The sequence below is a fragment of the Pseudarthrobacter sp. B4EP4b genome (genome assembly GCF_006680095.1).
Classification (GTDB): domain Bacteria; phylum Actinomycetota; class Actinomycetes; order Actinomycetales; family Micrococcaceae; genus Arthrobacter.
The window spans coordinates 1-12,637 of sequence record NZ_VHIJ01000012.1 but is presented as its reverse complement, the minus strand read 5'-3'; the positions used below and the strand labels follow the sequence as shown (position 1 = coordinate 12,637).

The window sequence follows — 12,637 nt, the reverse complement described above, 5'->3', positions numbered from 1 at the left end:
ACCAACCATCCCAGACGCCAAAAGACAACACCCCGAAGGGCCGGCACCGGAGAACTCCGGTGCCGGCCCTTCGGCTTTGGTCACGTAGAATTGAGGCACTATGGCGAAATCCCCTGATTCCAGCAACCCCACTCCTGCGGGCTCGAGCGCAGTGAAGCGCGGCCTCTTCTCCCGCAAGCCGAAAGAAGCGAAGGTCAAGAAGCCCAGCCGGCTCAAGCAGATCGGTGAGGTCTTCAACATGACCCGCCGCCATGACCCCATGGTCCCGTGGCTGATGCTGCTGGTGTTCCTCGGTGTTGTGGCCGTCAGCTTCCTGGTGGGCTTCTGGCTGGAGAACTGGATTACCGGCCTCATCATCGGCATCCCGCTGGGCCTGCTCGGTGCCACGCTGATCCTGTCGCGCCGCGCCGAGCGCGCTGCCTTCGCCCAGATCGAAAACCAGCCGGGCGCCTCCGGCGCCGCACTGGGAACGCTCCGCCGCGGCTGGATCACGGAGGACCAGCCCGTCGCCGTCAACCCCCGCACGCAGGACGCCGTGTTCCGCGCCATTGGACGCCCCGGCGTCGTGCTGGTCAGTGAAGGGCCCAGCCACCGCGTGAAGCCGCTGCTGGACGCAGAACGCAAGCGCCTTGCCCGGATCCTGCCCAACGTCACCGTCCACGTCATTGAAAGCGGACGCGGCGAGGGCCAGGTGCCCATCAGCCAGGTGGCAAAGAAAATGGGCAAAATGAAGAACGAACTGACCAAGCTCGAAGTCAATGCGGTCTCCAAGCGGATCGCTTCGCTGGGCACCCGGCTCCCCATTCCCAAGGGCATCGACCCCTACAAGGCCCGCCCCAACCGCGGACGTTAGGCCAAAAGCCCCGGTACCGGCTACCTGCCGGTACCGGGGCTTTTTAGTGCACCAATACTGCCAGGAGGACAGGACAGCGTGAACCACAGCAATCTGACAGAGGACCAGGCAGACGTCCAGGTCAACCAGGCCCACGTCAACGAGGAACAGACAACCCAGGGCGACGCCATACCGCCCGTCAAAACCTTGGCGCTGCGCGCCTTCCGGATCTTCGCCATCGCTGAAGCGTTCAGCTGGGCCGCGCTCCTGATCGGCATGTACTTCAAGTGGATTGCCGTTACCACGGAAATCGGCGTGCAGGTGGCCGGCCCCATCCACGGAGCACTGTTCGTTGGCTACGGGATCACGGCGCTGGCACTCTGGCGGCTGCAGCGGTGGCCGTTCATGGTGGCGTTCTTTGCCGGGATCTCGGCTGTTTTCCCCTTCGCCACCCTCTGGTTCGAGCGCTGGGCGGGCAGGCGCGGACATCTTTCGGCGGTCGGGTCGGGACCCCTCAGGGAAACCAGCCGGGCCTGACGCCCGCGGATCCTACCGGCGCAGCAGGAGCGTATTCATCGCCTTGTCATGGAGTCCGCGATGGTCGGGATCGAAAATCACGGCAGGGAAAACCAGGCACAGCAGCAGAGACCTCACCAGGCCAGCGAGCGGTCCCGGCGCTCCGCCGCCGGCCCGCACGACGTGGATGCCCATGGCGCGGTGCCCGATGCTGTAGCCGAGGGTGCCGACCAGGAGGATCTGCTCGACGGCGAAAATGGCCAGGTTTGCCCAGGCGTCGCCGCCAAAAGCGAAGTTGCTGATCAACAGCGCGATGCCCCAGTCGATCATGAGCGCAACGATCCGGCGGCCTGCCCGTGCGATGGAACCGGGACCGGACTCCGGCAGGCCAAGCCGCTCACCCGGATACCTGGATATGCCGGAGGTGTCGGGGCCAGTGAGCCAGGAACCGAGGTCTTTGCGATCTACCACCGTCCAAGCTTACGCGTGTTCACCCGCCCACAGTGTGGATGCGGTTAGACCACAGTGTGGACGGCCAGTAGCGTTGCCATATCAGGGCATTCTGTAACCTGCCCGAAACAATACGGACACGGACGGGAAATGCCCCATCCATAGGCTGTTAGCAGTTTCAAGCGAATCCCCCGGCAGGGTGCACATCAGCAGGGAAACCTTGTGGTCTCCCTGCCTTTGGATTGCGTTGGATCAGATGGCTGTCACGCCAGATATTTACATATGCGTTAGGAGCATAGATGTTCAAGACTGCGGACGAAGTCCTCAAGTTCATCAAGGACGAAGATATTAAGTTCGTCGATATCCGCTTCACCGATCTCCCGGGTGTCCAGCAGCACTTTAACGTCCCGGCCAAGAGCGTTGACGCCGACTTCTTCATCAACGGCCAGCTCTTCGACGGATCCTCCATCCGCGGCTTCCAGGGCATCGCCGAGTCCGACATGCAGCTGATCCCGGACGTCACCACCGCGTTCCTGGACACCTTCCGCATGGAAAAGACTCTCGCGCTGAACTTCTCCATCGTCAACCCCCGCACGGGTGATCCCTACCACCGCGACCCCCGTGGCGTGGCTGAGAAGGCCGAAGCCTACCTGGCCTCCACAGGCATCGCAGACACCGCATTCTTCGCTCCCGAAGCAGAGTTCTTCGTCTTCGACAACGTCCAGTACCAGTCCTCCCCGCAGGGCAGCTTCTACAAGATCGATTCCGAAGAAGCACACTGGAACACCGGTCGCGAGGAAGAGGGCGGAAACCTCGGCTACAAGACCCCCGTCAAGGGCGGTTACTTCCCGGTCTCCCCCACTGACAAGCAGGCCGACCTCCGCGACGCCATGTGTGTTGCCCTGGACGAAGCCGGCCTTGAGGTCGAGCGCAGCCACCACGAAGTTGGATCTGCCGGCCAGGCCGAGATCAACTACAAGTTCACCACCCTGACGCACGCTGCCGATGACCTGCAGAAGTTCAAGTACGTCATCAAGAACACCGCAGACGCCTGGGGCAAGTCCGTGACCTTCATGCCCAAGCCGGTCTTCGGTGACAACGGCTCGGGTATGCACTGCCACCAGTCGCTGTGGAACGGCGGCGAGCCGCTGTTCTACGACGAGAAGGGCTACGCCGGCCTGTCCGACACCGCCCGCTGGTACATCGGCGGCCTGCTCAAGCACTCCTCCGCCGTCCTGGCCTTCACCAACCCGACGGTGAACTCCTACCGCCGCCTGGTCAAGGGCTTCGAAGCCCCGGTCAACATGGTCTACTCGCAGGGCAACCGCTCCGCCGGTATCCGTATCCCCATCACGGGCACCAACCCCAAGGCCAAGCGCATCGAGTTCCGCGCGCCGGACCCCTCCTCCAACCCGTACCTGGCCTTCGCCGCCCAGCTGATGGCCGGCATCGACGGCATCCGCAACCGCATCGAGCCGCCGGCACCCATCGACAAGGACCTCTACGAGCTCCCCGCTGAGGAAGCCAAGGACATCCCCAAGGCTCCGGGCACGCTCGAGGAAGCCCTGGAAGCCCTGGCCGAGGACAACGAGTTCCTGCAGGCCGGTGGTGTCTTCACCCAGGACCTGATCGACACCTGGATCGAGTACAAGTACGAAAACGAGATCCGCCCGCTGTCCCTGCGCCCGAACCCCTACGAGTTCGAGCTCTACTACGGCGTCTAGTCAGGCTCTGCGGCTGACGCGGGCATAGCCCGCAAACAGTCCGCAAGGATCTTTTATACAGGAAAGGCCGGCTTCAAGGTTTCCCTTGGGGCCGGCCTTACTGCTGTCCGGATCCGCCAAGGTTTCCGGCCCGCATGCGCAGGATGCAGGGTCAACGGACCGGCTGTGCTTCCTCTTCACTGCCCGTAACTGATGGTTGTACGGCCACCCTGCTGAACCCCGCGGGCAGGTCGGCGTCACTTGACGCGAGAATGACAGTAGTGCGCTCCGCTATGTCCACATCACTGATGTCCGCGTTGTACAACTCATCAGCCTCACGCTTCAACCCGGCGCCTTGTGCCTCGTCCAGGCGTTTGCCATCCATGGACCACTTGTAGTCGTAACTAAACGTGGGTGCCCAGCTATGGAGCGCATCGGCGACACTGGTGAACGTGGCTTGCCGCCCTTCCGGACTGGAGGCGCTCACCATGTACAGATTCACTGGTGCCGTGCCGGTGCGGTTGTCCACGTCCGCCACGAGGTATGAAACAGGCGCTGCTCCGACCTTGACCCGGTAGGCCTCGATTGCAGCTACAGCAGGGTCGGTCGCAGGTGCCGGCAACGTAAAAGTAATATGGGCGCCCGAGGCCGTAGTGAGCCCGTAGAGTCCTGCCGGCGTCGCGCCTGGTGCCGTGGCCGATGATTGAGCCGCGCTTGGGCCGGCCCCGCCAGCCGGCGGGCCGCCTTGCACAGGCGCCGGCGCTGAACACGCTGCGAGCAACAAAACAACAGCCGGCGCGGCGGTCCTGATCTGCTTCATGGCTTCCCAAACTATGTTTGCAGCCCCCAGAGCTATCTGTATGTAGCCCCCAGCATAGGGGCCCGGGGAACACTGTGGAAGTGCCGGATCGCCCGGTATCCCGGGAACCGGGAGCAACTCCCCATAAGGTGGGGATCCGGCTCCAGACGTGCTGAGACCGGGAGCCGGATCCCCTGGCGAATGTCCCCCGAGACGAAGACTAAATGAAGCCTTCCCCCCAACAAGGTTTGAAGAACACTGCCAGTCCACATGATGTGCCAATCCGGCACCGAGTGCAACGCCGGGCGGTCCGATTACGGCCGGCGGACCGCAGCAAAGGCCCGGTACAGGGTTCGTTGGGGGCCTGAGGACCCGCCCAGGTACTGGCCGCGGTCCTCGAATCCGGCACGGCGGTAGGCGGCCAGGCCCGCGGGATTGGCTTCGTTGACGGAGAGGACGACGCCGGCCTCCCGGCTCTGCTGCCGGCTGCTGAGTTTCTCGGCGGCCGCCGCAGCGGCGGCCGCTCCCTGCGGACCGTACCCTTTGCCCTGCTGCCGCCGGTCGATGAGGAAGCCGCGCAGCAGCCAGGCGGAATGGTCGTCGGGCCAGCCGGCAAGCGTGGCCGCCCCTGCCTGCAGCGTGAGCACCCCCACGGCCTGCCCATTGGCTTCAATCACGTACGGACGTCGTGACTCCTCAGCCAGGCCGGCCAGGGCCATCCGCAGCGGATCGCCAACAAATTTCTCCTGCCCGGGCAAAAGTTCGAGTCCGGCCACGGCTTCCAGCTGGATGGCCCGGGCGTCGTCGTCGATATCCCGGAGTGAAATCAGCCAGACGCCCCCACCCGTTCCGTTCAGGATTGTTGGCCCGCGGATTCGCCGCCCGCGGTGGCCTCGGCGGGCGCTCCTGCGGGATCCATCCAGAAGACCTCCCAGAGGTGTCCGTCAGGGTCCTGGAAGCTGTGGTTGTACATAAAGCCGTAGTCGTGGGGATCCTCGGACACGGAGCCGCCGTTGGCCAGCGCGGTGCGCACTGCCTCTTCCACGGCTTCCCGGCTGTCCACAGAGTAGGCGATGATTGCTTCCGCTGAACCCGTGTTGTCCGCGACGTCCTTCCTGGTGAAGGTCTTGAAATAGTCCTGTACGAGCAGCATCACGTACGCGTTCTCGTTGACCACCATGCAGGTGGCGTTCTCGTCGGTGAAGTCCTGGTTGAAGGTGAAGCCGAGGGAACTGAAGAAGTCCACCGAGCGCTTGAGGTCCTGGACGGGCAGGTTGAGGAAGAGTTGGTTAGCCATGGGCTCAACGTAACACCGGGCCCTGACAACTGTCAGCCGCGCACTATGGGCGGTTCACGGTTACTGGCCGTAGAAGACCCGTTCGAAGACGGCACGGGCCCTCCGGCTGACCCGCAGGTAGTCCTCCTCCAGGGCCGCGGCCTGGCCTGGTTCGTAACCGCACCAGCGTGCCACGGCTTCCAGGTCGCGCCGCGAAGACGGCAGCAGGTCCGAGGCCTTGCCGCTCCAGATGACGTTGGCGGACCTGATCCGGCTGGCCAAACGCCAGGCAGCCGCCAGGAGGTCGGCATCGTCGGCCGCCAGCAGGCCAAGTTGGGTTGCCTCCTGGAGCGCACCCACGGTTGAAGTGGTGCGCAGCTGCGGGTGTTTGCCCGCATGCTGCAGCTGCAGCAACTGGACCAGCCATTCGACGTCGCTGAGCCCGCCGCGGCCCAGCTTGAGGTGCCGGGCCGGATCCGCTCCGCGGGGCAGGCGTTCGGACTCCACCCGTGCTTTGATCCGCCTGATTTCGCGTACGTCATGCTCGGATACAGACTCCGGGTAGCGGATGGGATCGATGAGTTCGAGGAAGTCCGCAGCCAGGGAGTCGTCGCCGGCCATGGGCCTGGCACGCAGCAGGGCCTGGGCCTCCCAGATCAGGGACCAGCGGCGGTAGTACTCGGCGTAGGAATCCAGGGAGCGCACCATCGCACCGTTCTTGCCCTCGGGGCGCAGGTCGGCGTCCACCTGGAGGACCCGTTCGGCCATGATGGCCGGCTTCAGCGGCTGGGTGAGGAGGCTGGAGACCTTGGACACGATCCGCGAGGCCTGCTCCTGCGCTTCTTCCTCGGAGAAGCCCGGCAACGAGCGGTGGACGTACATCACATCGGCGTCGGACCCGTAGCCGATCTCGCGCCCGCCCTGCCGGCCCATGGCAACCACCAGGACAGCGGTTTTCAGTGGCCCCTTGGCTGAGACGATTCCTTCGGCCACGCGCAGTGCGCCCAGCACCGCGGCCCTGTCGGCGTCCGCCAGGGCGGCTCCCACACGATCCTGGTCCAGGAGTCCGGCGGAGTCGGCGATGGCGACCCGCAGCGTCTCGCGCCGCCTGATCAGCCGGATCAGCCGCATGGCACTTTCCGGATCTGCATGGCGGGACATCTTGGAGGTGATCTCCTGCCACTGTGCCTCAAAGGTGACCGGCACTAGGTCCTTGTCATGGCCAAGCCAGGCTACCGATTCCGGGGACACTTCCAGCAGGTCGGCGATGAGCCGCGAGTTGGCCAGCACATGGCACAACCGCTCCGCGGCGGCCTTGGAGTCCCGGAGCATGCCCAGGTACCAGTGGGTGGTGCCCAGGGCTTCGCTGACCCGGCGGAAGGCGAGGAGGCCGCCGTCGGGATCCACGCCTTCGGCCAGCCAGTCCAGCAGGATGGGCAGCAACTGCCGCTGCAGTGCGGCCCGCCGGCTCACGCCCGCCGTGAGGGCCTCGATATGGCGCATGGCACCCTTCGGGTCCCGGTAACCGAGGGCGGCGAGCCGGCCCTCGGCGGCCTCGGGCGTCAGCTTGGCGTCCTCGCTGCTGAGCTTGGCGGCGGTGTTGAGCAGGGGCCGGTAAAAGATCCGTTCATGCAGCTCACGCACCGAGCGCTTGGTCTTCTGCCAGGCAGCGAGCAGGGCGTCCGGGTGCGGGCGTTCGTTGGAAAACGGGCCGAGCACTGCCTTGGCCAGTGCACGCAGTGCCGGTTCCCCCACCGGCATGAGGTGGGTCCTGCGCAGCTGGAAAAGCTGGATGCGGTGCTCCAGGAGCCGCAGGTACCGGTAGGCGTTGTCGAAGGCTGCAGCATCGGCACGCCCAATGTAGCCGCCTGCGGATAAGGCGGCAATGGCGGACGTAGTGTCGCGCCGGCGGAGCGATTCATCGGATTTGCCGTGCACCAGCTGGAGCAGCTGGACGGTGAATTCAACGTCCCGCAGTCCGCCGCGGCCCAGTTTGATCTGCCGCTGTTCCTCCGCAGGCGGGATGTGTTCGGTGACGCGGCGGCGCATGGCCTGGACTGATTCGACAAAGCCGTCGCGGCTGGCCGAACTCCAGATCAGCGGCGTGATGGCCTCTTCGTACAGTTGGCCAAGGGCGGCGTCACCGGCGATGGTGCGTGCTTTGAGCAGTGCCTGGAACTCCCAACTCTCCGCCCACCGCGCATAGTACGTCTGGTGTGAGGCCAGGGTCCGGACCAGGGGCCCGGATTTACCCTCAGGCCGCAGGTTCGCGTCCACCTCCCAGAGCCCGGGTTCGCGGGCCACCGATGAGATGGCCCGGGAGATCCCGCTGGCCAGGGCCGTGCCGATGGTGGCAGCGGCAGCGTCGTCCAGGCTGCCCGGCTCCACCACATAGATCACATCGACGTCGGAAATGTAGTTCAGCTCGCGGGCCCCGCATTTGCCCATGCCAATAACAGCCAGGCCGACGTCGGCCACGTCCGCGGCGCTGAACTGGCCGGCCGCTTCGGCACGCGAGACGGCAAGGGCGGCCTCGATGGCGGCGCCCGCGAGATCTGCGAGCTCCCCGCCCACCGACGGCATGAAGTCCAGCGGGTCCGCGGCGCACAGGTCTTTGACTGCCAGGTCCACAACGCCCCTGCGGTAGGCCGTCCGAAGGGCCGCGTAGGCGTCGGTTCCGGTGGTTGCTGCCACCGGCCGCGCGGCCCGGGGATCGGCGCCCACGGACTGCAACAGGGTGGCGCGAAGCTCCTGCGGATCGGCCGGCTGGGGTTCAGGGCTGGGCCGCACTTCAAAGGCGGACAGGTGTTCAGGGTGGCGGATCAGGAACTCCCCCAGCGCCTCGGACGCTCCCAGGACGCGGTACAGCGGCTCGCTGGTCTCGGGGTCGGCGGCCGCAAGCTCCCGCAGGGCCGGATGCTTTTCGATCAGGCGGACCAGGGACTGCAGGGCTGTATCCGGGCTGGCAGCCATCTGGAGCCCGGCAAAGAGCCTGTCTTCGTCCAGTCCTTCGAGCTCGCGGGCAGCGAGGAACCGCTCGCCCTTTTCGAGATCGCTGAAGCCGGCGGAGATCAGGCGCCGTGCGAGGCTCACCACCGCTCCCTAGAGGATGCCCAGGTTGCGCTGCAGTTCGTAGGGCGTGACCTGGAGACGGTAGTCCTGCCACTCGGCGCGCTTGTTGCGCAGGAAGTGTTCGAAGACCTGCTCGCCCAGGATCTGCGGCATCAGCTCCGAATCCTCCATGGACCTGATGGCGTCATGCAGGCTCGCGGGAAGGGGGTCATGGCCCATGGCGCGGCGTTCGGCCGAACTCAGCGACCAGACGTCGTCCTCGGCAGCGGCCGGCAGGTCGTAGCCCTCTTCGATGCCCTTGAGGCCTGCGCCCAGCAGGACGGCGTAGGCAAGGTAGGGGTTGGCTGCTGAATCGATGCCGCGGTATTCGATCCGCGCGGACTGGCCCTTGCCCGGCTTGTACAGCGGAACGCGGACCAGCGCGGAACGGTTGTTGTGTCCCCAGCTCAGGTAGCTCGGGGCCTCGCCGCCGCCCCAGAGGCGCTTGTAGGAGTTCACGAACTGGTTGGTGACGGCCGTGAATTCAGGGGCGTGCTTGAGGATGCCGGCAATGAACTGGCGGGCGGTCTTGGACAGCTGGAACTCCGCGCCGGCCTCGTAGAAGGCGTTGGTGTCGCCCTCGAACAGGGAGAAGTGCGTGTGCATGCCGGAGCCGGGGTGCGCGGTGAAGGGCTTGGGCATAAAGGTGGCGTAGGTGCCCTGCTGGAGCGCCACTTCCTTGATCACGGTGCGGAACGTCATGATGTTGTCCGCGGTTTGCAGCGCATCGGCGTACCGGAGGTCGATTTCGTTTTGGCCCGGCCCGGCCTCGTGGTGGCTGAACTCGACGGAGATTCCCACGGATTCCAGCATGGTCACGGCGGTCCGGCGGAAATCCTGCGCTACGCCGCCCGGTACGTGGTCAAAGTAGCCGCCCTCATCGACGGGCACGGGAGCCCCGTCCGGTCCCGGCTCCTGCGATTTGAGGAGGTAGAACTCGATCTCGGGGTGGGTGTAGCAGGTGAACCCCATGTCCGCCGCTTTGGCCAGGGTGCGCTTGAGGACGTTGCGGGGATCGGCGGCGGAGGGCTCGCCGTCGGGGGTGAGGATGTCGCAGAACATGCGCGAGGTCTGCTCGGTTTCGCCGCGCCACGGCAGGATCTGGAAGGTGGAGGGGTCCGGCTGTGCCAGCATGTCGGATTCGAAAACGCGGGCGAGCCCTTCAATGGCTGAACCATCGAAGCCGAGGCCTTCCTCGAAGGCGCCCTCAACTTCGGCGGGCGCCAGGGCCACGGACTTGAGTGAACCCACGACGTCGGTGAACCACAGGCGCACGAAACGTACGTCGCGCTCTTCGATAGTGCGCAGGACAAACTCTTGCTGGCGGTCCATGATGGCCTCTTCTGTCGGTCAACGTCCATGCCCCGGTCCGCAGAGGAGGAAGCCGGAAAGCAGTTCACCAACACTGTACTAAGCAATTGGCGGCGATGCTGGAGACGGCGGGGCGCGTAACACAGCATTAACACACCGGAACCCCTGACGCGCACGGGCCACACCACCGGCATCGCGGCCAGGCTCCCCCGCCCATATGACGCGAATCACCTGGGCGGTGCCCTCAACCGGTAGCTAGGACGGCAGGTGCGGCACTACGCTCATGCCATGGCCTCAAGCAACAGCTCCGATTCCAGCGTGCCCGCAGACGTTCCCGCCCCCTATGGCAGCGGACCTGCCCAGGGCGGCGCGGCTGCCTCCGCGCGGAAACCGGCAAAGGTCCGGATCCACCACCTCCAGCAGGCCAAGGATGCCGGCACGAAGTTTGCCATGCTGACCGCCTATGAGCAGTACACGGCAGAGATCTTCGATGCCGCCGGCATCGAGGTGCTCCTCGTGGGGGACTCGGCCTCAAACAATGTCTTCGGCAACGAAACCAGCCTTCCGGTGACTGTGGACGAACTGCTTCCCTTGTGCCGGGCTGTGGCGCGTTCGGCCAAGCGCGCGCTGGTGGTGGCCGACCTGCCGTTCGGCAGCTACGAGGTCTCGCCGGAGCAGGCTGTCGCCGCTGGTGTGCGGTTCCTGAAGGAGGGCCTCGCGCACGCGGTCAAGATCGAGGGCGGCAAGTATTACGCCCCTACTGTCCGGGCCATGGTGCAGGCCGGGATTCCCGTTATGGCCCACATCGGCTTCACGCCGCAAAGCGAGCACGCGCTGGGCGGGTACCGGGTGCAGGGCCGCGGCGACGATGCCCAAAGGTTGATTGACGACGCCGTCGCGCTGGCTGAGGCGGGCGCCTTCAGCGTCCTGATGGAAATGGTTCCCGCCGAGACTGCGGCGGCGGTGGACGCGGCCGTCACGGTTCCCACCGTTGGCATCGGCGCCGGTAAGGAAACCACCGGCCAGGTGCTCGTGTGGCAGGACATGGCCGGCCTCCGGGGCGGCAGGATGGCCAAATTCGTCAAGCAGTACGCGGACCTGCGCACCACGCTGCTTGATGCAGCCACTGCGTACGGTGAGGACGTACGGTCAGGCCAGTTCCCCGGCCCGGAACACACCTTCTAAGCCCGGCGGCGCCTACTGACACGGGGCCGGCAGCCAGCAACCGTCGGGGCGCCTTGATGGTGTCTTGGGGGTACTGCGGAAGCGGACGTCAAGGTGAGGCCGCCCGCGGCCGAGGCAGTCCGCGGAGTAGTGCCGCCAAGACGCCCTGCCCGGCAAAGCCCTCAGTCGTCGTCGTCCTGCTTGTCCCACGCCTCATTGCGCGCGCGGACCTTTTCAAGTGCGTGCTCGGCCTCTTCCCTGGTTTTGTAGGGTCCGATCAGCTGGCTCCAGTCCGAAAGCCGGTCCTCCTCCACCTCGTGGGTCTTGATGTTGTACCAGTACTCGGTCATCGCTCTTCCCCGTTCCGCCGGCAGGAAGCTGCTTACGTGACGCGCGTAACTTAAATTCTTACGCGGCACGGACGCGGCTCCCGGTTGTTAGGCCTTCTGTGGTGCCTTATATGATCAATCTATGCCTTCCCTTGCCTCCACTGCACCCATCGGCACCCTCACCCCGGGAACCGTGGGCCCGCAGCGTCCAGTACCGGCGTCCATCCCCCGGCCGGAGTATGTCGGCAAGCCGGCGCCCGCCAAATTCACCGGCTCGGAGGTCAAGTCCGCAGAGACCATCGAGAAGATCCGGGTGGCCGCCAAAATCGCCGCACAGGCGATCGTCGAGGTGGGCAAGCACATCGAACCCGGCGTCACCACGGACCACCTGGACAAGGTGGGCCACGAGTTCCTCCTTGACCACCACGCCTATCCCTCCACCCTCGGGTACCGGGGATTCCCGAAGTCCCTGTGCTCGTCCGTGAACGAGGTCATCTGTCACGGGATTCCGGACAGCACAGTGGTCCAGGACGGCGACATCATCAATATCGATATCACCGCCTTTATCGGCGGCGTCCACGGGGACACCAACTACACCTTCCTGGTGGGCGATGTTGACGAGGAATCGCGTCTCCTGGTGGAACGGACGCAGGAATCCCTGAACCGGGCCATCAGGGCGGTTGCCCCGGGGCGGGAGATCAACGTGATCGGCCGCGCCATCCAGTCCTACGCCAAGCGTTTCAGCTACGGCGTGGTCCGGGACTTCACCGGTCACGGCGTTGGCGAAGCGTTCCACACCGGGCTGATCATCCCGCACTACGATGCCGCCCCCGCCTACAACACCGTCATCGAAGCCGGCATGGTGTTCACCATTGAACCGATGCTCACGCTGGGGACGGTGGAATGGGACATGTGGGCCGATGACTGGACAGTGGTGACCAAGGACCGCAAGCGCACCGCCCAGTTTGAGCACACCCTGCTGGTCACGGATACCGGCGCCGAGATCCTCACGCTCCCCTGACCAGCCGGCACCGGCGTCGGACGCGATAAAGTGCCGCCGCCGGTAACAGAACCGCCGCTGCTGACCAGCAGCCACCGCAGACTTAGCAACAACCGGGCCGGCTGCCCGCCGCCCCTCCCCTGCCC

12 protein-coding genes are annotated in these 12,637 nt (G+C 65.4%); 5 read left to right on the top strand and 7 right to left on the bottom strand.

What is annotated here, in order from left to right; all coding sequences use genetic code 11:
* The first annotated feature begins 100 nt into the window (after positions 1–100).
* Together FNL14_RS04740 and FNL14_RS04735 are read left to right on the top strand one after the other, a co-directional pair.
* Positions 101–853, top strand: coding sequence for a DUF4191 domain-containing protein (locus FNL14_RS04740; RefSeq protein WP_091421905.1), 753 nt, complete (start codon positions 101–103; stop codon positions 851–853).
* 168 nt (positions 854–1,021) lie between these two features.
* A complete protein-coding gene (locus tag FNL14_RS04735; protein ID WP_142058192.1) occupies positions 1,022–1,369 on the top strand; it encodes a DUF3817 domain-containing protein in 348 nt (115 codons plus the stop codon).
* Positions 1,370–1,381: 12 nt separating this feature from the next.
* Here FNL14_RS04735 and FNL14_RS04730 read toward each other — a convergent pair whose 3' ends face one another.
* On the bottom strand, positions 1,382–1,819 hold the full coding sequence (locus FNL14_RS04730; RefSeq protein ID WP_142058065.1) for an RDD family protein: 438 nt from the start codon (positions 1,817–1,819) through the stop codon (positions 1,382–1,384).
* 278 nt (positions 1,820–2,097) lie between these two features.
* Here FNL14_RS04730 and glnA (FNL14_RS04725) point away from each other — a divergent pair, with 278 nt between their 5' ends.
* The gene (gene glnA / locus FNL14_RS04725; protein WP_142058063.1) at positions 2,098–3,522 is read left to right on the top strand and encodes a type I glutamate--ammonia ligase; all 1,425 of its coding nucleotides are present in this window, start codon (positions 2,098–2,100) and stop codon (positions 3,520–3,522) included.
* Between the two features lie 151 nt (positions 3,523–3,673).
* On the opposite strand, the gene FNL14_RS04720 is transcribed toward glnA (FNL14_RS04725), so the two are convergent.
* The 5 genes from FNL14_RS04720 to glnA (FNL14_RS04700) form a co-directional block, all read right to left on the bottom strand.
* Positions 3,674–4,123 (bottom strand): hypothetical protein, encoded by a 450-nt coding sequence (locus FNL14_RS04720; RefSeq protein ID WP_139205015.1) that lies wholly within the window; start codon positions 4,121–4,123, stop codon positions 3,674–3,676.
* A gap of 491 nt (positions 4,124–4,614) precedes the next feature.
* Positions 4,615–5,160 (bottom strand): GNAT family N-acetyltransferase, encoded by a 546-nt coding sequence (locus tag FNL14_RS04715; RefSeq protein WP_181762545.1) that lies wholly within the window; start codon positions 5,158–5,160, stop codon positions 4,615–4,617.
* Positions 5,154–5,597 (bottom strand): VOC family protein, encoded by a 444-nt coding sequence (locus tag FNL14_RS04710; protein WP_142058059.1) that lies wholly within the window; start codon positions 5,595–5,597, stop codon positions 5,154–5,156. Before FNL14_RS04710 ends, FNL14_RS04715 begins: the two co-directional genes overlap by 7 nt.
* A 60-nt stretch (positions 5,598–5,657) precedes the next feature.
* On the bottom strand, positions 5,658–8,669 hold the full coding sequence (locus FNL14_RS04705; protein ID WP_142058057.1) for a bifunctional [glutamine synthetase] adenylyltransferase/[glutamine synthetase]-adenylyl-L-tyrosine phosphorylase: 3,012 nt from the start codon (positions 8,667–8,669) through the stop codon (positions 5,658–5,660).
* Between the two features lie 9 nt (positions 8,670–8,678).
* Positions 8,679–10,019: a type I glutamate--ammonia ligase gene (gene glnA / locus FNL14_RS04700; protein WP_091421917.1), complete on the bottom strand. Its 1,341-nt coding sequence runs from the start codon at positions 10,017–10,019 to the stop codon at positions 8,679–8,681.
* Between the two features lie 267 nt (positions 10,020–10,286).
* On the opposite strand from glnA (FNL14_RS04700), the gene panB reads away from it, so the two are divergent.
* A complete protein-coding gene (gene panB, locus FNL14_RS04695) occupies positions 10,287–11,183 on the top strand; it encodes a 3-methyl-2-oxobutanoate hydroxymethyltransferase (RefSeq protein WP_142058055.1) in 897 nt (298 codons plus the stop codon).
* Positions 11,184–11,344: 161 nt separating this feature from the next.
* Here the strand turns inward: panB and FNL14_RS04690 are convergent, their stop codons facing one another.
* The gene (locus tag FNL14_RS04690) at positions 11,345–11,512 is read right to left on the bottom strand and encodes an SPOR domain-containing protein (RefSeq protein ID WP_139205017.1); all 168 of its coding nucleotides are present in this window, start codon (positions 11,510–11,512) and stop codon (positions 11,345–11,347) included.
* A gap of 121 nt (positions 11,513–11,633) precedes the next feature.
* Here FNL14_RS04690 and map point away from each other — a divergent pair, with 121 nt between their 5' ends.
* Positions 11,634–12,512, top strand: a complete 879-nt coding sequence (map, locus tag FNL14_RS04685) for a type I methionyl aminopeptidase (protein WP_142058053.1) — start codon at positions 11,634–11,636, stop codon at positions 12,510–12,512.
* Positions 12,513–12,637: the final 125 nt, after the last annotated feature.